Raw genomic sequence first — 21,939 nt, forward strand, 5'->3', positions numbered from 1 at the left:
AATATTTTTTCTATATAAATATAATAAATATTTATAACTTAATAATTAAAAAAAAGCATAAAACACCTCTGAAATGTCGCAAATAAGGGGTTGACATGTTTTTAAAAAAAATAGTAAAATGTTTTCATAAAAAAAAATAAACAAAAAAAAGAGGATATACAAATGGAAAGGATAGATAGAAAAATCGACGGGAGGGAGCTCGCAGAAAAAGGATTGATAATTGACAATGTGGAAATCATTCCACCGGTCGCGGAAAAGACGATGTCGCAATTACGAACAAAAAGACAAATCCCGTATTTCAAAATGTTCGGTCGCATTTTTTACCAAACAAGCGACTTAATTGATTGGTCAAAAAAATCAAAAGTAAATAGTCTAGCATAGCCGCCTTAGCTCTTACCAGTCGCCAAACAAAGTAAAGAGCAAAAGGCTTATAAAACACACACTAATTAAGATAATTAGCGGTATCTGCAATTATATCATATACCCTCTTTACCCTTGATTAGTGCACGAAAAAAGGTACTAAAATGAGTGAAATACTACAAAAAGATACATGTTATTTTAGCCACGACGCAAATGCGAAAGACGATTACAAATGCATGCTTTTAATCGACCAAATGGGTCTCGAGGGATACGGTATTTTTTGGGTACTCGTCGAGACTTTGCGGGAGCAAAAAGACTACAAATATCCATTACAGCTTGTGCCGAGTTTGGCAAGAAAATACAACACTACACAAGCAAAAATGGAGACCGTAATCAATGCTTATGGTTTGTTTGAGATTGACACTCAAAGCTTCTTTTTTAGTGGCTCTCTTAATCGCCGTATGAGCTTTTTTGAGCAAAAAAAACAGCAGCAAATCGAGGCAGGCAAAAAAGGCGTGGCGGCTAAAAAAGCAAAGCAAGAGCAACTTCTTTTAGGATTGAGTGATTATGACTCAACTAACCGACCCTTAAACGACCCTCAAGCAATAAAAGAAAAAGAAAAGAAAGAAAAAGAAATTAAAGAAAACCCTAAACCTAATCAAGAGCAGGGCTCATTTGAAAAATCAAAAGTAAAACTTGACCTATCGACAGAAGCCGCGGATTTTAGGAATAAGCTAATCAAGAGTAGCTACGTTGGACATTGTGCCAATGTTTTGGTAGAGGGTATCAGGGAAGATGTTTTTATAAACGAAAAAGGGAGGCTTTACACAAAAACCAGAAGTGATAAACAGCTTTTAAGTAGCACACTTAACGAGATTTGGGAACAGTTGTGCGAAATTCACAAAATCAAGTATGCAAAATCTCCAAACAACGCTTTGGAAAATCTACAAATCAAAAAATTTGGAGCTTAACCGCTCCTCAAATCTTCAATAAAGCCCTATTTTAGGGTTTTATCGAGGTTTTTATAACTCGTGTTCATTTTACTTATCCGTTCCTCTCCCACGGCTAGGGGGAACGCAAACGCGCAGGATTGCGCCTTTGATGTCAATAATAATCAAAATGGTAAGGCAGGAGCGCACTTTCTCCTTTTGCCTTGGTCAGATATGGCTTGATGGGTTTTGATGAGTTTTAAGTGCCTTTATGTGATGATTTTTAACTATTATGAGTTTAATCGTTACTTTTTTAAAAAAGGAAAACAAAAAATGAAAACAACAATATTGTATCTTTTAGTGCTTGGAAACCTCGCGTTCTCGGTGGTTTTGATGTCGAAAATTGAGGAAAACAAACCTGTCATTGGTATCATCGGGGAAGTGGTCACAACAGAAATTAACACAACTTTAGGAGAAAACAAATGAGTAAACATATCGCAAAAGTAAACAGAGTGCCCTATTTACTATGGTTCAACCGCTCAATAATTGTCGAGGCGGATTGGAAAAAAGAGCATATTTGGAATGATTTTGGAACGAAATCCAAAATTCAAAAAGTCAACAAGTGGCTCATTTTCTTGATAAAGTATGTCCCGTTGCTGCTGCTTCTCATGGTAGGCGGTGTTGCCCCTGAAAACACACAAGATTATGGGTTTTTCACACTTGGCGGCATGATAGCTTTTGCAAGCATTTGGGTTTGGGTAAATTACCCGAATTGGATTAAATTATACATAATCGCACTTTGTGGCGCGGGCTTGTGGTTTTTGACAAGTTCGGGAATCAAAGAGATAGCTTATTTTATCGACCGCGTTTTTATGTTTGGAACTGAGGCATTGTTTTTAGGTTATATCGTCTATGAAATTTTAACAGGAAAATGGGATAAATATTACTTTTTGAAACATGTTTGGAGCGATGTTACTTTAAAAAGTGAGCGCAAATCAAAACCTCTTTTGAAAATTGGAAATCGTGAAATTTTGAACATCAAAACGGGTGTCGATTATGTCGCAACTGCCCGTGCGGGTGGGTTCTTTGCAATGATTGATAAAGATGAGGAGATACTCGAGGGGGAAGAAAATGAAGAGGGTAATCACTAGCTTTTTGCTGCTTGTTGCCTCTCTTTTTGGAGAGGTTGAAGCGACCCACGAAAATAAGTATTTGGCTCAAGAACAGCCAGAATTTACAGAAAAGTTCACATGCCCGAAAGTGAAAGATGGCTATTCCACCAAAATTTTCAGTGTTGATTTCTGGTCAGGAACGACCACTTGTCTCGTATTTGACCAAAGCGGCGCACTTGATAAAGTTCAACTCGCAAATCCCTTGCTTATGGGAAAAATGCAAGACAATCTCAAAAAAATCAAGGATGCTGCAATCGTTCCAAAATCCCAAAACAACGGGGTTGACCGTTATAAAAGTATTGAAAATATAAGAGAGAATTATATTTCAAATTATACAAACGGGAGCGGATATCTTAATCTTCCAAGCTTCCTAATCGCAGGCTTGACCCTTGACAACAAGGTCATCGACCTTGCTGCCACGGTTTCCACGAACACGATTAAGCTTCAAAATGGGCACAGCTTGTACCCAAACAGTTACATAAATTTTGATGTTGAAAACGATAGTCATAATTTGTTTATGAGCGTTGTTTATCGAATTGGCAACGACTTAGCTGGTCTAGTTGGGATTGACGCAAAATTTGGAGCAGCGACTTACGAAAAACTCGCCGAGGAAGAAGTTACGATTTTTTCAAGCACCAAGGAAATGTTGACAAACATTATCATCTTCATTATTCAATTTTTAGAACGTTACAATCCCACAATGTTGGAGATTAAGACCTTTCTATTATTTACCGTCGTGCCAATAACTACGCTCTTTCTGGTTACCTCAAAAGCTACTAAAAAGCTATCCAAAATCCAAGACCGCGATGACATCTTAGAGCGCGCGGTGGTCGCGGGAGTTGCGCTTTTTTGCTTCTATTTCACGACAAATACCGTCAAAATTGACGATGAGAGCGGTATCAATCAAGTGAATTACCAATCATGGTATCGCGGAATCTTGCGGAGCGGTTCAGGCTTTGCAGATGATATTGGAGAGGCGGCTCTCGATGCGTTCATCCTGTATAAAACGCGTGATGTCGGGGTCGTGGGCGAGGACACAAAACGTGACCTTGTGATTCAGAAAAAGATGATTGAGGCAGAAAATGAGTTTTTAGCTTCAAGCTTGAAAAATGGGTGTTTCGATGTGTACAACATGGATGAAGTACGAAATCAAACAAATTTGCACACTAACTTAAACTTGCCATTCCCGCCAAACGAATCAATAACGCGGGCTGATGGATTTTCTCAAAATTGGTATTCTGAAAATTTTGTAAAAAATGGCAACCCATCCATCGCAATTTCGGGATGCGCAGCGTTGTACAAAAAAGAAAAAGAGAATAAAGAACAACTTAAAGAGCTCGATAAGAAAATGTGGGAAGTCGCTGATGCGACGAATGACAAAGTCATCAACGAACAGATGGAGCATCTTGCAAAAATGCAATATCGCAACTTTGGAGAATTGGGTTGGATAGCGATGCCGATGGTTGCGACCACCGACGCAGTCATGCGACAGCTCGATAGCATCAATAACCAAGCGGAAAAGCTCAATAGAGAAGAAATAGCGCGAAACAGGGAACTTGCGGGGGCAACTCCAGAAAGCAACGCAAATCTTCCATCCTCAATTGATGATGACTTGCTTAAAAATGTTCCGTATGTCCTAATTCCAGGGTTTTCAAGTATCAAAAATGAGATATCAAGCTTTTTTCAAAAGATTCCATCTCTACCAGATAATGGATTGTTTAAAAATTTTGCGAAATTTCAAAGCTTAGGATTAGATATCGTCGCTTACTTTTGGACTTTGAGCATTGTGAAGTTTGGGGTTGCCATGCTCCCGTTTGTGATGCTTTTAACCGCCTCACTTCTAGTTATAGGGTTTTGGGCAATCAGTGTTCTTTTGTATTACATGGTTACGCCGTTTCTCGTTGCGTTCGCACTTGCAGCGAACCAAACAGAGCTTATCAAGAAGTTCTTAAAAACAGGCGTATTACTCGCATTTAAACCGCTTATGCTCGTTGTCTCAATCGTCATAGCAATCTTTGCGACGGAGTTCTTAGGAAACTTGAACAACCTCTTAATTGATTGGAACTTTGACAATCTCAAATTCCTTTTCACCAAAGTTGACACTGATTTTATGTATCTCATGATTTTGAAAGAGTTTCTGCACATCATTAACAGCATAGTAATCGCGTTTTTGGCGTTTTATCTTGTTTTTAATGGCTCTGACATGATACTAAATTTAATCGGATTAAAAGATGTGAGCGTGGATGTGCAGGGAAGTGTCGGCGACAAGATTGATTCAAAATCCGCGAAATATTCCACATGAAAGGAGTGATAGAAAAAAATGAGACAAGTATGTTACAAAATTAGGGATAAAGATTGCAAAAAGTTTGAGAGATTTTACAACTCTCTGGTCAAAAAATACGACAGTTTCGAGAACAAAGCGGTTCTAAACGGCAGCGATGCTGAAAAGATAGAGGAGCTAGAGAGCCTCATAAATAAGCTCTCTCGCTTTTTTTTTGATATTACTAAAAAGGAGAAAGCAGCATGATAGACAAAGATACGAAAAAAACGATAGAAGAGTTGACGATTGCGGTCGAAATGGTTGAGAAAGCGACCTTGATTTTTCAAGAAGTCAATCAAAAATTAGATTATCTCCCAAAAGCTCAACAAGAGCTCGCGGGATTTAGAAAAGAGCTTCAAAATCTCAAAAACGATACGGCGGCGGCAATTTCAAAGCAGATAAATACAGCGGAGCTTGAAAAAATTTCTTTGCAGGCAGTTAAGACGTTAGACTATATTGCGGACGAGACAATCCCCGCGCTTCAAAAAGCAGCAGAGGAGCAGAAAAAGGCAAGGAGAAGCGGAGGGTTCAAAAACCTCTTAATTGGCTTAGTGATAGGCGGCGCGGCAACTTACGGCTACATGATGGAGTTCCACTTCAAAATGGAAAGAAACCTCGTAGATTTTGAAGTTGCGTTTTATGAAAATGCGAACCAAAAGATGGTGGGGTTGCCAATTAAAAGTTATCACAATCAAGACAATAATTTTGTCTATTTTAAAATAGAAAAAAATCAAAATAAAAACACAAAGGGTTTAAAATGAAATTCAAAAATATAGTATTAATTAGCACTAAGGGCGGGGTAGGTAAAACGACAATAGGTTGGCACTTGATGCCTTATTTCTTAAAAGATAGGGAATTTGAGCTTATTGAAATCGACAACAACAACGAAACATCAAAAACATTCACTAATTCTAAGCTCTTGGAAAATAGAATGAGTAGCTTTAATATTTCAAAAGGTACTCAAAAACTCGAACAGGTAGTTATCGAAAACGCGCTCAATGCTGAAAAGATAAGCATCATAGATGCAGGGGGTGGGGATGATACAAGGGCGGTTATAGAGATGATAGTTAAAAATAAAATGCTTGACGATACGCTCTTCGTCATTCCTTTTATGCCAGATTACGCACAGCTTGGTAACTTGCTAAATACTTACCAATTAGTCAAAGACTATCAGCATATTGTTTTAATCAACAATATAAATCTTAAAGATGAAGACGACCTTTTATTTGTCGGTGGAGATAAAGACCTTGAAATACCAGATATGGGGAAACTTTTTAAAGGCAAGTTTTTTATAGTTCCAAAAACAAAATATTGTTCTTTTACATCTGCAAAATTTAAAGAGACACTTTATGATTTCGCGGAAATTGCTTTTAAACTAGAGCAAAAAGAAGCGATTGAAATCACAAAAAACCAGACCAATGGCGATAGGGATGCCATGCTTGTAACATTGCGAAAGTATAAAGAAGCGGACAACACAAAAGATTATCTTTTAAGTGAGCCTATACAAAAGTTAAAGGAGTATTTCGATGAAACTTGAAGATTTTATGAGAAAAAATAAGCCACTCAAAAAAGTATCAGCACTAGAACCTTATCAAGAAGAGATTAAAACTCTTCTTGATAATAACTATACTCAAGAGCAGATTTTAGAGTTTTTAAAAATCTCTAAAAAAGTACAAGTCACTAGACAATCTTTATCAAGTTTTTTAAAGAAGAATATAGCAAAGAATACAGTTCCAATTCAAAAAGCAAATGACATCTCTGCTGTTAAGGAACCTAAAAAGACTGAAAATACAAAAGAAGATGAAATTGCACAAGCTCTTAAAAAATGGGGCTAATGTAAACCACTTGTAAAGTACATGCAAACAGTTTCAACCACTTGTAAACTAGTTGTAAAGCAATGTAAACCACTTGTAAAGCAAATGTAAAGTATCCGCAACCAAGATGTAAAGACAATGTAAAGAATATAAGACACACACCCCACGCCCATTCGGTGGGTTGTCGATAAAACTATCAATAAAACTATCTTTTTTCTAAAAAAATCAACACAAAGGAGGAAATTAACATGATGTCAATTTCAAAATGGCAAAGCTCGTCTCAGGCAGAAAACTATTTTCAGCAAGACCTCGATTATTATCAAAAAAATCAAGAGCTTGGAGAATGGTTCATCAATGGAGAAATGGCAGAGAGATATTTAAATATTGAACATCAATCGGCTATAACCAAAGAGAGCTATCAAGATTTTTCAGACCTTATCAATCAAAATCTCAAGGGTAATGCAACAGGAGAACAAAGAGCAGGGTTTGATATTACATTTTCGCCTAGCAAGAGCGTAGATGTAATCTACACGGTTGCAGATGAGGATATGAAAAAGGCTATCCTCAAAGCTCAAGACAGAGCGGTTAATATTGCGCTTGAGAGAGCAAGCCAATATATAACCTACAGAATGAGAACCCAAAACGGCAGAGAGCATTTCCAAAACAACGGACTTGCAATCGCCAAGTTTCAACACTTAAGCAACCGCAACGAAGAGGTAAAGATACACACTCATTGCTTTATCGCAAATCAGACCGTCAACTCAAGAGGCGAACTGGTAAGCATTGATAATAAAAACCTCTATGATAACCAAAAGCTTATTACCCAAATTTACCACCAAGAGCTTTTTCAAGAGTTGCAAAAGCTAGGTTTTGAAAGTGAGGTATTAGATATTCAAAAAGACATAATCGAAGTCAAAGGAGTGAGCCAAGAAGCGAAAAACGCCATCTCAACCAGAACATTGCAAATCGAAGAGTGGCTTATCGAAAACAGGTCGGAGTTGTTAGAAAAATATCCAAACGCAAACGAAAGTCAACTTAGGCAAATCGCAACTTTGGAAACGAGGAATTATAAACAGTCGCACAGTTTTAGCGAGTTAAGTGAAATTGAACAGAGAAACAAAGAGCTTATCGAGGCGACGGGATTCACTCAAAAATCAATCCTATCTTTGCAAAACACAAAGACCGAAGAGCAAAAAGTTTTAACGATTGAAGAAATCACTCAAAAAGCCTCTGAAATCGTCACAGAGCAGGAGAGCACATTCACAAAAGAGGAGTTGTTAAGCAAGGCAATCAAGTTAAACGCCATCCAAGGCTACACATTTGATTTATCGCAGATAGAAGCGGCAATAGAGAGAGCAGATATTATCAAGCTTGATGAAAACACCTATTCTACAAAAGAGATGATTGATATTGAAAAGTCAATATTGGATTATTCAAAAGAGAACCAAAACACCAAAGCAGCCGAAACCAATAAGGAAGCGGCAGAGCAATTTTTAAATCAAAAATATTCAACTATGACCGCAGGACAAAAGGCGGCTTTTACTCATCTCTTGACCTCTCAAGATGGAGTAAGCGGCATCTTTGGAGACGCGGGAACAGGTAAAACCTACATGCTAAAAGCAGTTAAAGAGTTTCAAGATATCCAAGGCAAAGAGAATCTTATCGGACTAGCACCGACAAACAAAGCGGCGGGCGAAATCTCAAAAGAAAGCGGTATCAAAGGACAAACTATCGATAGTTTCATAGTTCAAAAAGAACACTTGCAAAACCAAATCATCATCGTTGATGAGGCATCGATGATTGATTCTCGAAAAATGCAAAAACTCATAACTATCGCCGCAGCTTCAAACTCAAAGCTCGTTTTGATGGGAGATACGAAGCAGTTCACATCGATAGGGGCAGGGGCAATATTTGAGCAGTTAAGCTCAAGAGGAGCAATCCAAACCGCCGTCATGGATGAGAGCATGCGTGCCAAAACCGACGAGATGAGAGAGCTCTATAAACTCACAAAAGAGCAAAAAACGGATAATGTTTTAGACATTTTAGAGAAAAAGGAGCAGTTCAAAACTATCAGCGAGAGCGGTTACAAAGAGGTTGTAAACGAGTACCTTGAAAACAAAGATGATACTTTGCTTTTAGTTATGAAAAACGAGACGCGAAAGGAGCTAAACGACCTTATCCGCGAAGAGCTCAAAGCATCAAATCAAATCTCCAATCATTCGTTGATTGATATCCAAGAAAAACAACAACTTGACAGCATTGCAGCGCATCATCATAGCAGCTATGTAGTTGGCGATAGTGTACAGCTTACAGAAAGCTACAAAGGAGGTTTTAAGAGCGGAACAGAGGCAACCATTACGGCAGTTGATGAAGAGCGAAACAGCATCACATTACTTGATAAAAACGGCAAGAGCAAAGAAGTAAGCTTATCGGAGCATGGCGACAAGATTTCTCTTTTTAAAACAGCAAACAAAGAATTCAGCCAAGGAGACAAGATTATCTTTACCAAAAAAGATAAATCTTTGGGACTAAACAACGGCGATATTGCCGTTGTCAAAGAGATAAAAGACGGCATTATGACCGTCGAGAGCAACAAACGAGAGATAAAAATCAACACAAAGGAGTACAGCTATATCGACCACGCCTACGCAATTACAAACCACAAGGCGCAGGGGCAGACAAGCGAAAGAGCTATATTTGTAGGAGATAGCAGGCTATCAAATCAAAATGCTTTTTATGTGGCACTCACAAGAGCAAAAACACATATAAGCATTTTTACGCAAGACAAAGAGCAGTTTAGGGATGCGGTAGCACACCGCCAAACAAAAAAATCAACTCTTGACTATAACACACAAGAGATATTAAATAGGAGAGCAAATGAGCTTAGAAAAATCAGTGAACTACATAAGTCCAGTCATAGAGAAATTGGAAGAGAACAAAAGACCGTCAACTTGCTGCACAAGTTGTCCAACATCAATCTGGTATCAAATATCAAGCGTATCAGTGACATGCTTCTGCAAAGCGATGCACTCACTAACCTATCAAACAGGTTCAGAAGAGACAGAGATACTACAGTGCGACCAGAGGTTGATAAGCCTAGCAGAACTCATGAACAATCAATAAAAGAGGAAGAAGACGACATGAAACAGAACCAAAACCAAAAACCAAACCAAAAGACAGAGCAAGAGGATATCGAAGAGGCAAAGAGCCAAGACAAAGAGCAAAAAGAGGAGCAAAAGGAACAAAGCGCACTCGATAAAACATTTGAATTTATTGAAAATGTTCAGGATGTCGTCGAGATGGCAGAGTTCGCGACAGAGGTCGCACAGGGAGAAGTCCCAGTCGATAAAGCGACCGAAATCGCTATGTCTATGATTGGCAAGAGAAAAGAGCACGATAAATCAATAGATATCGGGCAAGAGATGCAGTAAGGGAGAGCAGATGAATAAAAGCGATTCAAGTATCACATGGTTGATGATTATGAGTTTTGCAGGGTTTGGATTTTTCGCAAACAAAGCTTTGGAGTTGAGCGGCGGCGAAACATTCGCTCTTATGTTTTTCTTATTCGTAATAGGTTTGTATATTTATACTTCTTTTAAAAAAGTGACAAAAAACAATCGTGTATATTATGCAAACCCCGCAATGGCAGGTAGTTTTCCAAACTACGACGGCGTAACTGGCGGTACAAAGTGGACAAAAGCAAAGAGTATAAAGAGTGAAGAGGATGGTGTCTTGATAGATAAATTCAGGTTTGATAAAAGTATAACTCATGAATTTTCCCCCATGCACGAATGGAAAGAGAGCGGACTTGAAAAAGATATCCTCATCAATCCAAAAGCCTTAACGAGAGGCTCTTTGCTTATCGGTCAACCAGGTAGTGGCAAGACCGTTTTTTTAGAGCCGATACTAAAACAGCAATGGTGGACAAGAGCAATCGTTCACGACACAAAAGGAAGCCTTAGAGCGGCTTATTTTGACCCGCGCAAAGATATCATAAATAACCCCTTTGACGCGGAGGGCAGTATATGGGATTTATTTGAAGAGGCGCGGAAATATCCGCAAATCATCAAACCTTTCTTTATCAATTTGCTCAACGGCGTTCTTAGTGAAAAGGGCAAAGGCTTTTTCCCCGCTTCCGTTGCTAATCGATACATTGACATTTTTAACAAAGTGTTAATCCAAAACCTTGATTCAAAAGCTTCATGGGAACTCTTTGTGCAATCGTGCAAGAAATACTTTGAAATGGCGATGAGCGGCACTCAAAAGAGCGAAATGGATGTTGTTTCAACGATGAAGTTGATATTTGACTTCATTGAATATCAAAATTATCGTATCCAAGAAGATGCAAAAACATTTACCATCGGAGAGTTTATCAATCGCAAAAATGCAAAGCTCTTTTTGCTTAACAAGCAGAGCTATGCGACATTTTTAAATCCATACTTTGGGGGCTTCATAGCAGCATATACAAATATCTTTATGGATATGACAAAAGACGATACAGATAAATATACGCTTTTTTTGCTTGATGAGTACCTAACTTTCTTGCCTATGCTTGACGAAAGCACGGTAACTACATTGCATACTTTAATCAGGTCAAAAGGCGGTTGTTTGCTTCCCGCAGTTCAATATGTTCCCGCGCATTCCAAAGAGTTAATGCAAAAATTGGTTAATAGTGTTGACCACCTTTTCGTGTTCCAAACGGCGGATTCGGATACCATTAAGTTTATTAAAGAGACCATAGGAAAACAAGAGCACCAAGCAAAATCCATGACCAAAGACGGGTACACCAAGTCAGCGCAAACGAGCGACCTATTGAGCGATGATATCCTAAAAAGTTTGGGAAGTGATTATACACATGTGACTTACATTCCGTCGCGTAACATACTTTACAAAGGATACACGACCAAGATTGATATTAAGCCAAAATATCCAGAGTTCATAGATGCGGGATACAACGAGTACCTATCGCAAAAATATAGTTCTTAAATTAGCGAATTATACCGTTTGACTACCGAATTATACCGTTGAGAAGCAACGAGCAGCTTTTTGCTCTTTGAAAATTTTTAACGGTATTTTTCCATCAAACATTTGTCGCCGCCTAATCCCAAGAGTTCCACCCGTCGCCTTTTTTAAATCGTAAGTGTAGAAAATTCTTAAATGAAACTACGCTTAAAATCTTAAAAAGCGAGCATATACTCACTTCGCTCCGTTATCCCTCTCTTTTTAAATTTTAAGCTCCGTTCCAGTTAAAATTTTCTTTTGTACACTTACAAAAAGGGCGACGGGTGAAACTCAAGGGAAAAGGCAATAACCAAAAGCCAAAGAGTGAAAAATCCTAAATTTTCAAAGAGCAAAAAGAAAAAAAGGCTCAGAGAAAAATCTAAGTGAAAAGTTCTTTTTTTAAAACAAACAAAGTAAGGAGTTAGAATGAGACAAACTTTTGAAATTGATGGGATTCTAGTAAACCCAGAGTTAAATGAATATTTTGATAGTACGCCAAACGAAAAAAGAAGCCAAAAAGAGTTAGATAAGTTTTGGTGCAAGCCATATATCATTATAGAGGAGCTAGAACAAGAAACATGGGAAGAGTATTACCATAGATTAAAAGCCCCGCCCTGCTCATTTACTGATGAGAAAATCGGTACAAAAGAGAACTATTTGGAGAGGTTAAAAACGGAAAGATACAACTGGTTAAAAGAGTGGCACACAGGTTTTAGATATAACCTAAGATGCCTTGACGGTGGAGCGTGGGATAGAAGCACAAACCACGGATTTTACGCGACTTTGGAAGAAGTCGTAACAGCAGCAAAAGAAAAAGGATTAATATGAAAGAGACAAATACAAATACACAAAATGAAGTTGTAGCAAATGCTATTGATAAAGTTGAACAATTTAAGGTAGATGATTACTTTTGGGGAACGGTTACAAAACAGCTTTTTGATTTGCAAAAAGTGGCAAGAGAGGCTTCTGCAAAAGTTGGAGTATATGTTGAGAATGATGTAAGGTTAGCGGCTATTCGAGAGCTTGGCTTTGAAGTTGCGGCTTTTGAGGGCTATGTTATGTTCTACAAAGAACCATTTTCAAGCTTTTACGGTTGCGCATTTACACCGCAAGATGGTTTCGATTTTAACGGATGGACAAAACCAACGGACGAAGAGATTGAAAGATTGAAGTCAATCATCGCGCCAAAAGTAGTTTATTGCGACAATCTCAGTGATGAAGAGCTTGCTCTTGGTTTATCGAGACCCCTCTGAAAAAGGAGAAAAGATGTCAAAAGAGAAAAAAGAGAAAGTGCTTTTAGAAAAATGCGAGTGCGGCAACATGGTACACGATGACGCGCCCGCTTGTTTTAAATGCGGTAAAGTTAAGGATAAGAGCCTTTATGAAAGGATTTCGTTTTGGTTCAATTGGTATATTTTTACAGTTCCTTTGATTAATTATTTTGTGCTGACTGGAGTTTTTGATGTGAAAGATGATTTGGCAGAAAATATAAGTATTTTGCTATTCGTCGTTGGCATTATATTCGGCTTCATTATTGGACACAAATATAATAAAAAATTCAAAAAACACCCATACGCTCGTCGTGACCACTGGTAATATCCCTCACTTCTCTACACTCCCAATGTAGAGAATGACGGGTTGTTTGAAATTCTTAATACCCACATTAAGAAATTAAACATTAAAAAACAATAATCCTTAATACCCACATTAAGGATTTTGATAACTCTCTTCCTCAAATACTTAATAGCCACATTAAGTAAAAACATTCACTTGTTTACAATATTAGAAAATGTATCCCATGCTTGAGCTGCCATTTGCTCTTTTTGATTTGAGTATCTTTGTGTTACAGCTATGCTAGAGTGTCCTAAAAGCCTTTGAACTGATTCTATACTTGCATTGTTATTAATAAGCACATAGCCTAATAAATGCCGAAAATCATGTATATTCATATCAATACTAATCTTATTTTGTAAATTTTTCCAAAATTTCTTAGGAATTGCAGTAAATTTTTTCCCTGTTCTCGATGATATAAAAACAAGTCCTCGTTCACCAACTGATAAGGCTATTAATCCAAGATAACCTTTTATTGTTTTTGTACTATCCGCTATACCTGCAATTAGTGTATTACCTAAAGCGGCATCTGAAAATATCTGGGATAATATCGCTTTTTCTCTCTCACCCCTTATTGGATGAAATTCAAAAGAGTCAATAATTAAACGCTTTGATTTTTTACAAGTTGAAGAAGAAAATTGTTTAAAATAACAATTAGTCAAATATTAATCTTTGACAATATTAAGTTTGATTGACATCACATTTTTTAAAAAAGATTTTGGAGCCTTTGTATTTTCAACTTGCACAGCCTCACTACCTCTTAACTTAGGGATGGCTATTGATTTTAATTTTTTACTTTTTTCATTGTATGAATACACCATTTCACTAATCTCCTTTGTTTAAGTTTAATATTTTAGAAAAAATATAACATCTACAGCAACTATATTATTAATTACAAAAAGCATAATACCATATTTTAAATGATACTTAAATAATACAAAAATAAGTGCTTTTAGAGATGGTATAGAGCAGCTTTTATTTGTCTAGATAAATAGGCGTAGTCCATTTAACAAAAGCAGGCTCGGCAGTGGAAAATGGTTCACTCCCCCAGTTCACAAATAAATCATCATCCCAAGTGCCATTTTCTATTTTTTTAATTAAATTTTTTATGATTATAGAATATTCTCGCGTTGTATGTACATTGAAGATAGCTGATTCCATCTCATAAACAGGAATATTTGGTAATTTTCTATGCCCGATTACTCCGGGACCATCATTAAATATCTCTTCAAACAGTCCTTTTGTCTTTGATATTTTTATAAGTTCAAGATAATCCAATAACCAAGAGAGAACTTGATTGTCTTCTTTTTGAAGATACTGCCTTAGCGGAGCCCAATTTTCTTGGATGTTTAATTTAATATAAAAAAATAATTGATTTGAGATTGGAGAATTTTTAATTACATCTACGAACAACTCGTCGTCATAAAATTTGTTATCTTTAAAAAGTTTAGTATAAAACATCTCTATATTTTTTATTTTATTAATATCCTCGGGTGAAGATGAGATTATATCTGCAGCTAAAGAAAATATATAAAATTTCTCTTTTTCGAGATGATGGGTTTTATAAAATAAATAGATGAATTCAGACGCATTATCATCATAAAATTTATTAATAAAAGACAAATCATCAAATTTTTTTATTTTACCAGTTTGTAAAAACTCTTCAAGCTCATCTTTTGAAAAATATTGATTTAAAAGTTTAAATATTATCCTTTTTGGATCTTTTTTCCAGGTGTAAAAGGTTGTGTTTGACCCAAACCCAAAAAGGGAACTGTATATATCTTCTTCTCGCATTTTGATTTACCTATCCCCGTCAACTATAATATTAGTAGTATTATACAATAAAAATAAAAAAATATACAAATAATGAATAAAAGCTTGACATCACAAAGATAATATACTATAATTGTACCACTCGATAATAAAAATAAAAAAAAATACAATAAATGTATAAAATGGAGTAAAAATGGAAAATAAAAAAGAATACGAGTACAGGAGGATAAAGTATAAGGATCGAAAAATCTCGAATATTGAATTAGAGGAAAAAGGAGTATGGTTGGATGATATCGAAATTATACCACCGATACCAGAAAAGACTCAGGCGCAAAAACGAACAAAAAGAGAAATAACATACTCACTAATGTTTGGGAGAGTGTACTATCAGTTATCTGATTTAATTAAATTTGAGGAAAAATCGAAAAGAAACGCAGCAACATAGTCGCCTTAGTTCTCGCCTTGACCAAAATTAGAGAACTAAGACTTTAAGTTACAACAACACTTAAAAAGCATTGTGAGCTGCAATTATACCCTCACATACCTTATTAAGTGCATTAAAAAAGGCACTTACAAATGAAAATAAAACTTAAGAAAAAAGACAACCAATATGCACAAGTGGAATGCCAATCCCTCACTTTTTAACAATATTAGAAAATGTGTCCCATGCTTCAGCGGCCATTTTCTCTTTTTGATTAGAGTATCTTTGGGTTATTCCTATATTGGAATGTGTTAAAAGTCTTTGGACCGATTCCATCGCCACATTATTATTAATAAGTACATAGCCTAGTAAATGCCTAAAATCGTGTATTCTCATATTAATTTTAAGTTCATCTTGCAGATGCTGCCAAAACCTTTTAGGAATTGCAGTAAATCTTTCTCCGGTTTTTGGTGAGATAAAAACAAGTCCTTTTTCTTTTTTTATAAGATTTAAATGTTCTATTAACTCATCATCAAGTGGGCAGGTTTGATTTTTACGGATTTTATTATTGTAATCTCTAATAAAATATATCTTATTTTCAAAATCTATATCTTCCCAACACAACGACCTAACCTCATTACTTCGTCGCCCTCGCAATAAAAACATAAACATAACTCTATAATGATTGTCTGGAATATCCATAATTTTAAACATGAGTTCTTTTATTTTCTCGTCAGGTAAAGAAAAATATCTTGTATTGTCATACTTGGGAAATTTTAAAAAATCAGTTATATTTTTTTCTACTATTCCATACTCCATAGCTTTTTTAAAAAGCGGTGAAAAAAGCTCTTTTACTGTTACTATATAGCTTCCCTTTTTTCCGTCGCTAATAAGTTGATTTACTATTTTTTGTAAATCAGCACTTGTAATAGTAGATAATTTTTGATTTCTGAGCGTAGCAGGTATATATTTGTCGTAAAAATACTTAATCATAGTATGTCTCTTTTTAGATACAGTTTCTCTTCTAAGCTCTTGAAATTCTTTGAAAAATTCATCTAATGTAGGATTATCTGATTTTTTAGTTGATTTGCCTGCTTTGTGCGTGTTTATAAGCTCTACACGGCGATTAAATGCTAAAGAGGGGTTCGTCTTGTATTTATCGTTTGAATAGCCTACAATCTGCTCAATTTCTACACCGTTAACTTTTGCTCTTGCTAAATAAGTTTTGACTTTTGTTTTTGAATCTTCTTTTACATAAATACCCGTATATTTTGTTTTAGTATAGTCTTGTCTAGTTCCCATTTGATGCCTTTTGCATATATAGATAAAATGATTTTTTTGAGAAGATTGAGAAGATTTTTTTTGTTTGTGGTATAATTTGCATGCGAAAGAGGCTGTTAAACCTCTCTCTTTGTTTTAATTATTCTTGAGATATTTAACTATCTCACAAATAACTTGAAGGATTGCTATAACAATCTTTGACATGTAAATCAACACCTTTCACGGTTAAAGATTTACTAAAACTATATGCACAGTTACCGCTGTTGCATATAGCCACAGCAGAACCGCACTGAAATTATATCAAAACTACTCCGCTTTTATTTCAACACCTTCTCAATTTATCAAAAGCAGTATATCATACAACCCCACTTTTTACCCCACTTTTTTAGTAAAATATATATATATTTAGTAAATATTAATAAGATTGAATTTTTAAATTAACTGTCATTAAATACCTAAAACAAGGGTTTTAATTATGATTTGTAAAACATTATAAATTTTAGTAAAAGTGCAAAGACTAACGCTCATAACGGGGCGGTCGAGTGTTCGAGTCACTCAGAACCCACCACTTGTTTTGGGCACTTTCAAGCATTTTTCAAATCACTCATTTTTTTAAGTGTCACAGTATTGCAACAGCTATTTTTGAATAGCTCCACATTTGTGTCAATTTTTAAGTGATTATCTTTTATAAAACCAGCATAGTTTTTGACAATCATCTCAGGTGAAGTGTATCCAACAATGGCTGCAAAAAAATCAATGCACTGCTCAAGCAGATAGAGGCGTAAGTAGAGCGCCCTATCTTTTCTTAAGAGCGTTTTGTGCCGCTTTTACTATCGGGTAGTTTGTCGGTGCCGCGGTGAGTAGTGGTTGCGTTGCTATCTGGAGTGAGATAAGATGGTGTAGTGTAAGCTCTGCTTCTATCGCAAGACCGATAATGTTGATAATCTCTCCAGCCTCTTTTCCGCCGATAACTTGCCCGCCGATGATTTGGGCGCTGTTTTTCATCGCTATAAGTTTGACAGATTGTTTTGCTGCATCTAGAATCGTTGCAGGATGGCGGTTAAAACCCTCAAAAAACCCACTGATGTAGTCGATATTTTCTTCTTTGGCACGTGACTCTGTTACGCCAGCACTTGCAAAAGCACGTTCTCCTATCATAGTGGAGAAGATGGCGATAGTACCGTTAAAACCTTTGAGTGTTTTGAGGCTGTAGAGACTGCTTCCTGCCACCCTTGCTTCTGCTGCTGAGGTAGATGCGAGCATCACTTTGGATGGGTCACGTGTGATAAAGTCACGTCTGGCACTGCAATCACCGATAGCAAAAATGTCTTTATATTTGGTTCGCATATACTCATCCACCCAAATGCTGCCATAGCGTGCAAGTTTTAGCCCAGCATCAGCAGCTAGTTTTGTGTTTGGCTGATAACCTGTTGCAAGAAGAACGACCTCTGCATCAAGAATAGTTCCATCGCAAAGCTCTATAGCGTAAGCTTTGTTTTGCGATGATTTTATCCCTGTTGCATGTTGCCCAAGAGAGAGTTTGATCCCTTTTTCTTGCATGATTGCTTGCGCTTGCATCGCCATATCTGGATCAAACGAGCCTTCCAAGATACCGCCACCGCCAACAATTGTCACATCTTTGCCCATCATCGCAAGTTCTGTAGCGATTTCAACACCGATAAAACCCGTTCCGATGACTGTAATTTGCTTTTTATCTTCAATGCACTCTTTCATTTTTTTGACATTATCATAAGATTTACCTATTGAAAAGACGTTTTGGAGGTGCATCGCATCCTGAAAACTTGCATGCACAAAGGGAAGCGACCCAGTTGCAAAGATAAGTTTGTCAAAGGAATAGAGTGTAGTTGCAGATGCCGCCGTTTTGGCACTTATGTCAACTTTTATCACAGTATCAACAAAAACCTGCACATTTGGCACAGGCGTACCACATGACATCGCATTTTTTTCAACGCTCCCAAGTGTCGGTCCAAATACATAAGGGATGCCGCATGGAACCTGATTTTTCTCGAACTCTTTGAGGAGAATGATTTTTTTATCTGGGTAGTTTTCATTAGCTGTATTTGCCGCAACAAGCCCTGCTGGACCAGCTCCGATGATGAGAATATCTGCATATATAGGTGTCATAGTGTCGTTCCTTTTTGTTTTGTTGCAAAGCATAACGTAGATGCATTACTGCTCTATTACCATTTATTTAATAAGAAAACAGATATCTTTTTGCTAAAATCATGCTTTTAAGTAAGAGAAAGAGAGAGCATTTGAAAAAGAGCACTTCTATTGCGATTGGTGGATTTGATGGGATGCACATAGGGCATCAGCAGCTTTTTAGCGCACTTGACAAAGATGGCGCGATAGTCGTTATCGAGACAGGCTATGCAAATCTTACTCCAAAAAAAGAGCGTGAGCATTTTTCATACTTTCCACTCACCTATCTTGAACTAGAGAACATCCGTCATCTAAGCGGAGAAGAGTTTATAGCTTTTTTAAAAGAGAAGTTCCCAAAACTCCAAAAGATAGTCGTCGGGTATGATTTTCACTTTGGAAAAGATAGAAAGTATTCGCACAAAGAGCTAAAAGAGCTTTTTGATGGAGAAGTTGTGGTGGTGGAAGAGGTCTCTCTTCATGGCGACTCTGTTCATTCCCACAAGATTAGAGCCAAGCTTCAAATCGGAGATATCGTGGGAGCGAATGCTTTTTTAGGGCACAACTACACCATCAAAGGGGATGTTGTCTCAGGACAGGGCATAGGCAAAAAAGAGCTCGTTGCTACCATAAACATAGAAGCAGAAGAGTTTTTGATGCCAAAAGAGGGTGTTTATGCAACACTAACCCGCATTGATGATGAGGAGCATTTCCACCCATCGGTCTCTTTTGTAGGACACAGAGTAAGTACGGATGGAAGTTATGCCATTGAGAGCCATATCCTTGATGGTGAGGTATCGTGCAACAAGAGAGCAAGCATCAGTTTTGTAAACTTTATCAGAGAGAATAAAAAATTTGCATCGCTTGAAGAGTTAAAAAAAGCGATAAAAAAAGATATAACAATCGCTTCAAAGGAGCTAAAATTTCTACAATTATAAATGAGCTAGATAGAGAATATCTACAAAGCACACAGGACATCGACTTTAAATTTTATCAAAATGAGAAGGATTTCGTAGTCGATGAAATCCCGATGGAAGAGTTTTTAGGCAGAGGAAATTACCTCATACTTAAGGTGCAAAAAGTTGAGATTACTACATGGGACATGATAGCCGTATTTGCAGAGTTGCTCGATGTTCCTGCCCAAAAGATAGGTTATGCAGGGCTTAAAGACAAACACGCAACGACAACGCAGTATATTTCGCTAGAGTCAAAACATGAAAGAGCATTGATTAACTTTCAACATAAACAGATAAAGATTTTAGAAAAAACACGTCACTCTCACTCCATCAGAATGGGAGATTTGGCTGGAAACAGGTTCAGTATCAACCTTTATGAACTAGATGCCATGGATGCAGGCAAGATAGAAAAAGTTGCCAGAAAAATCGCTAAAAGCGGACTTCCAAACTACTTTGGCTACCAGAGATTTGGGCGTGATGCGGGCAGTATAGAACAAGCCAGAGAGATGATAAAGGGTGAACTTTTCATCGAAGACGCAAAGCTCAAGAGCTTTTTAATCTCTGTTTATCAGAGCTATTACTTTAACGAATGGTTGAGAGAGCGAGTGATGCTGAGCAAAGAGAGCGGTTCATCGGAGTTTATGCTTCTTAGCGGTGATGTCTTTGTCGCAAAAGATGGCAAACTCTCCACGCCAAAGCTCATACCATCAAAAGAGTTTGCAGCAAAAAAAGTTGTTCCAACAGGGCTTTTATGTGGCAGAGATACATTTCGTGCAAAGTATGACGCTGTCGAGATAGAAAACAAACATGATGATGCTTTTTTACAAGAAAAAGGGCAGAGACGTGAAGCGCTTGTTTATCCAAGCGACATCGATTGTAAGTATGTAAAAAAAGAGACTATGATGCAACTCTCCTTTACTATGCCAAAAGGCTCTTATGCAACGGTGTTTTTAGAGAGCATTGCAGGGAAAAACTATAGTGCAAAAGATGTGAAACAGGAGAAAACGAAAAAAAAGTAGATAAAAAATCTACTTTATTATGAAAGTTTAATCCAAGTTTTACTATAATCACACAATTTTTACGAGACAGGGAGTACACCTATGGGTGAATTGTTTACATTTTTCGGTCTAATTTCTCACGAAAAGACCTTTATCTATATGACACATATGCTACTTGCAGCAGGTATCGCTTTGATGCTTGTGAAGATGGCTATGTCAAACTTGAAAGTAGTTCCAACAGGAACTCAAAATGTAATGGAAGCGTACATCTCAGGTGTTTTGAAGATGGGAACGGATGTTATGGGACAAGAAGCTGCTCGTCGCTATCTTCCGCTTGTTGCTACTATCGGTCTTTTTGTTGGTATCGCAAACCTTATTGGTGTTATTCCAGGGTTTGAAGCTCCTACTGCATTTTTAGAGTTTGCATTTACACTTGCTCTTGCTGTATTTGTTTACTATAACTTTGAGGGTATCCGTCGTCAAGGTGTTGTAAACTACTTCAAACACTTCTTAGGACCTGTTTGGTGGTTATACTGGTTGATGTTCCCGATTGAAATCGTTTCTCACTTCTCTCGTCTTGTTTCTCTTAGTTTCCGTCTTTTTGGAAATGTTAAAGGGGATGATATGTTCTTGATGGTTATTTTGATGCTAGCTCCGTGGGTTCTTCCTATGATTCCTTATGCACTTCTAACTTTCATGGCGTTCTTACAAGCGTTCATTTTTATGATGCTTACGTATGTTTATCTCGGTAGTGCTATCGCGGTAGAAGAGCACCACTAACAAATACTTTTGATGCAAAAAGAAAAATTCGACAGAATTATCAGCTTTTTGCTCGGAGCATCATGGGCGATAGTCGTCTTTGGTGCTCTTATAACCTTTCAACTCTTCTCTCCTTTTGGAGTTTCACTCGCACTTTTTATCACAATCTTTTTTGTAGTTGTTGCTTTTTTCCTTATCTTGGCACTTGATGCATTTGCTATCAACAGAGAAAAACTCTACGAAGCACAAAAACAGACACAGCTTTTAGAAAAAATCTACGCTAAACATACAAAATAACAGATTTTTATCAAAATATTGCCAAAAATAGAGACATTTTAAGATTTTTTTGTTAAAATCTAAAAAGTAACTTAACTTCAAATTTTT

Annotated in this window: 24 protein-coding genes; 19 read left to right on the forward strand and 5 right to left on the reverse strand. The window is 36.9% G+C overall.

Going from position 1 to position 21,939, the window contains the following annotated elements; genetic code table 11:
* Positions 1-162 precede the first annotated feature (162 nt).
* The 14 genes from AC6H4V_RS04470 (at position 163) to AC6H4V_RS04535 (ending at position 13,192) form a co-directional block, all read left to right on the forward strand.
* Positions 163-381, forward strand: a complete 219-nt coding sequence (locus AC6H4V_RS04470) for a hypothetical protein (RefSeq protein ID WP_497607637.1) — start codon at positions 163-165, stop codon at positions 379-381.
* A gap of 143 nt (positions 382-524) precedes the next feature.
* Complete coding sequence (locus AC6H4V_RS04475; protein ID WP_497607638.1) at positions 525-1,331, forward strand: DUF4373 domain-containing protein; 807 nt, start codon at positions 525-527, stop codon at positions 1,329-1,331.
* Positions 1,332-1,622: 291 nt separating this feature from the next.
* On the forward strand, positions 1,623-1,775 hold the full coding sequence (locus AC6H4V_RS04480) for a hypothetical protein (protein ID WP_497607639.1): 153 nt from the start codon (positions 1,623-1,625) through the stop codon (positions 1,773-1,775).
* On the forward strand, positions 1,772-2,440 hold the full coding sequence (locus AC6H4V_RS04485; protein ID WP_497607640.1) for a hypothetical protein: 669 nt from the start codon (positions 1,772-1,774) through the stop codon (positions 2,438-2,440). Before AC6H4V_RS04480 ends, AC6H4V_RS04485 begins: the two co-directional genes overlap by 4 nt.
* Entirely contained in the window at positions 2,421-4,763 is a 2,343-nt protein-coding gene (locus tag AC6H4V_RS04490; RefSeq protein ID WP_497607641.1) for a hypothetical protein, read from the forward strand. Before AC6H4V_RS04485 ends, AC6H4V_RS04490 begins: the two co-directional genes overlap by 20 nt.
* 18 nt (positions 4,764-4,781) lie before the next feature.
* On the forward strand, positions 4,782-4,988 hold the full coding sequence (locus tag AC6H4V_RS04495) for a hypothetical protein (RefSeq protein WP_497607642.1): 207 nt from the start codon (positions 4,782-4,784) through the stop codon (positions 4,986-4,988).
* On the forward strand, positions 4,985-5,542 hold the full coding sequence (locus AC6H4V_RS04500) for a hypothetical protein (protein ID WP_497607643.1): 558 nt from the start codon (positions 4,985-4,987) through the stop codon (positions 5,540-5,542). Before AC6H4V_RS04495 ends, AC6H4V_RS04500 begins: the two co-directional genes overlap by 4 nt.
* The gene (locus tag AC6H4V_RS04505; RefSeq protein WP_497607644.1) at positions 5,539-6,318 is read left to right on the forward strand and encodes a nucleotide-binding protein; all 780 of its coding nucleotides are present in this window, start codon (positions 5,539-5,541) and stop codon (positions 6,316-6,318) included. The genes AC6H4V_RS04500 and AC6H4V_RS04505 overlap by 4 nt, the downstream gene beginning before the upstream one ends.
* The gene (locus AC6H4V_RS04510) at positions 6,308-6,616 is read left to right on the forward strand and encodes a hypothetical protein (protein ID WP_497607645.1); all 309 of its coding nucleotides are present in this window, start codon (positions 6,308-6,310) and stop codon (positions 6,614-6,616) included. Before AC6H4V_RS04505 ends, AC6H4V_RS04510 begins: the two co-directional genes overlap by 11 nt.
* Positions 6,617-6,843: 227 nt before the next feature.
* Positions 6,844-10,026, forward strand: a complete 3,183-nt coding sequence (gene mobF, locus AC6H4V_RS04515; RefSeq protein ID WP_497607646.1) for a MobF family relaxase — start codon at positions 6,844-6,846, stop codon at positions 10,024-10,026.
* A gap of 10 nt (positions 10,027-10,036) precedes the next feature.
* Entirely contained in the window at positions 10,037-11,581 is a 1,545-nt protein-coding gene (locus AC6H4V_RS04520) for a type IV secretion system DNA-binding domain-containing protein (protein WP_497607647.1), read from the forward strand.
* Between the two features lie 441 nt (positions 11,582-12,022).
* Complete coding sequence (locus tag AC6H4V_RS04525; RefSeq protein ID WP_497607648.1) at positions 12,023-12,424, forward strand: hypothetical protein; 402 nt, start codon at positions 12,023-12,025, stop codon at positions 12,422-12,424.
* Complete coding sequence (locus AC6H4V_RS04530; protein WP_497607649.1) at positions 12,421-12,849, forward strand: hypothetical protein; 429 nt, start codon at positions 12,421-12,423, stop codon at positions 12,847-12,849. The genes AC6H4V_RS04525 and AC6H4V_RS04530 overlap by 4 nt, the downstream gene beginning before the upstream one ends.
* A 13-nt stretch (positions 12,850-12,862) precedes the next feature.
* Entirely contained in the window at positions 12,863-13,192 is a 330-nt protein-coding gene (locus AC6H4V_RS04535; protein ID WP_497607650.1) for a hypothetical protein, read from the forward strand.
* A gap of 170 nt (positions 13,193-13,362) precedes the next feature.
* On the opposite strand, the gene AC6H4V_RS04540 is transcribed toward AC6H4V_RS04535, so the two are convergent.
* The 3 genes from AC6H4V_RS04540 to AC6H4V_RS04550 form a co-directional block, all read right to left on the reverse strand.
* Positions 13,363-13,869: a tyrosine-type recombinase/integrase gene (locus AC6H4V_RS04540; protein WP_497607651.1), complete on the reverse strand. Its 507-nt coding sequence runs from the start codon at positions 13,867-13,869 to the stop codon at positions 13,363-13,365.
* A gap of 3 nt (positions 13,870-13,872) precedes the next feature.
* Positions 13,873-14,028 carry a hypothetical protein gene (locus AC6H4V_RS04545; RefSeq protein WP_497607652.1) on the reverse strand — a complete coding sequence of 52 codons (156 nt, stop codon included), beginning with the start codon at positions 14,026-14,028 and terminating at the stop codon, positions 13,873-13,875.
* Between the two features lie 154 nt (positions 14,029-14,182).
* A complete protein-coding gene (locus tag AC6H4V_RS04550) occupies positions 14,183-15,001 on the reverse strand; it encodes a hypothetical protein (protein WP_497607653.1) in 819 nt (272 codons plus the stop codon).
* 172 nt (positions 15,002-15,173) lie between these two features.
* On the opposite strand from AC6H4V_RS04550, the gene AC6H4V_RS04555 reads away from it, so the two are divergent.
* Complete coding sequence (locus AC6H4V_RS04555) at positions 15,174-15,425, forward strand: hypothetical protein (protein WP_497607654.1); 252 nt, start codon at positions 15,174-15,176, stop codon at positions 15,423-15,425.
* Positions 15,426-15,614: 189 nt separating this feature from the next.
* Here AC6H4V_RS04555 and AC6H4V_RS04560 read toward each other — a convergent pair whose 3' ends face one another.
* On the reverse strand, positions 15,615-16,703 hold the full coding sequence (locus tag AC6H4V_RS04560) for a tyrosine-type recombinase/integrase (RefSeq protein WP_497607655.1): 1,089 nt from the start codon (positions 16,701-16,703) through the stop codon (positions 15,615-15,617).
* A 774-nt stretch (positions 16,704-17,477) separates the two neighbouring features.
* Positions 17,478-18,827 (reverse strand): FAD-dependent oxidoreductase, encoded by a 1,350-nt coding sequence (locus tag AC6H4V_RS04565; RefSeq protein ID WP_497607656.1) that lies wholly within the window; start codon positions 18,825-18,827, stop codon positions 17,478-17,480.
* 101 nt (positions 18,828-18,928) lie between these two features.
* Here AC6H4V_RS04565 and AC6H4V_RS04570 point away from each other — a divergent pair, with 101 nt between their 5' ends.
* The 4 genes from AC6H4V_RS04570 (at position 18,929) to AC6H4V_RS04585 (ending at position 21,852) form a co-directional block, all read left to right on the forward strand.
* A complete protein-coding gene (locus AC6H4V_RS04570; RefSeq protein WP_497607657.1) occupies positions 18,929-19,780 on the forward strand; it encodes a bifunctional riboflavin kinase/FAD synthetase in 852 nt (283 codons plus the stop codon).
* Positions 19,777-20,817, forward strand: a complete 1,041-nt coding sequence (locus AC6H4V_RS04575) for a tRNA pseudouridine(13) synthase TruD (RefSeq protein WP_497607908.1) — start codon at positions 19,777-19,779, stop codon at positions 20,815-20,817. Before AC6H4V_RS04570 ends, AC6H4V_RS04575 begins: the two co-directional genes overlap by 4 nt.
* A gap of 81 nt (positions 20,818-20,898) precedes the next feature.
* Positions 20,899-21,576, forward strand: a complete 678-nt coding sequence (locus AC6H4V_RS04580) for a F0F1 ATP synthase subunit A (protein ID WP_497607658.1) — start codon at positions 20,899-20,901, stop codon at positions 21,574-21,576.
* Between the two features lie 12 nt (positions 21,577-21,588).
* On the forward strand, positions 21,589-21,852 hold the full coding sequence (locus AC6H4V_RS04585; protein WP_497607659.1) for a hypothetical protein: 264 nt from the start codon (positions 21,589-21,591) through the stop codon (positions 21,850-21,852).
* Positions 21,853-21,939: the final 87 nt, after the last annotated feature.

It is taken from the genome of Sulfurimonas lacustris (genome assembly GCF_059705355.1).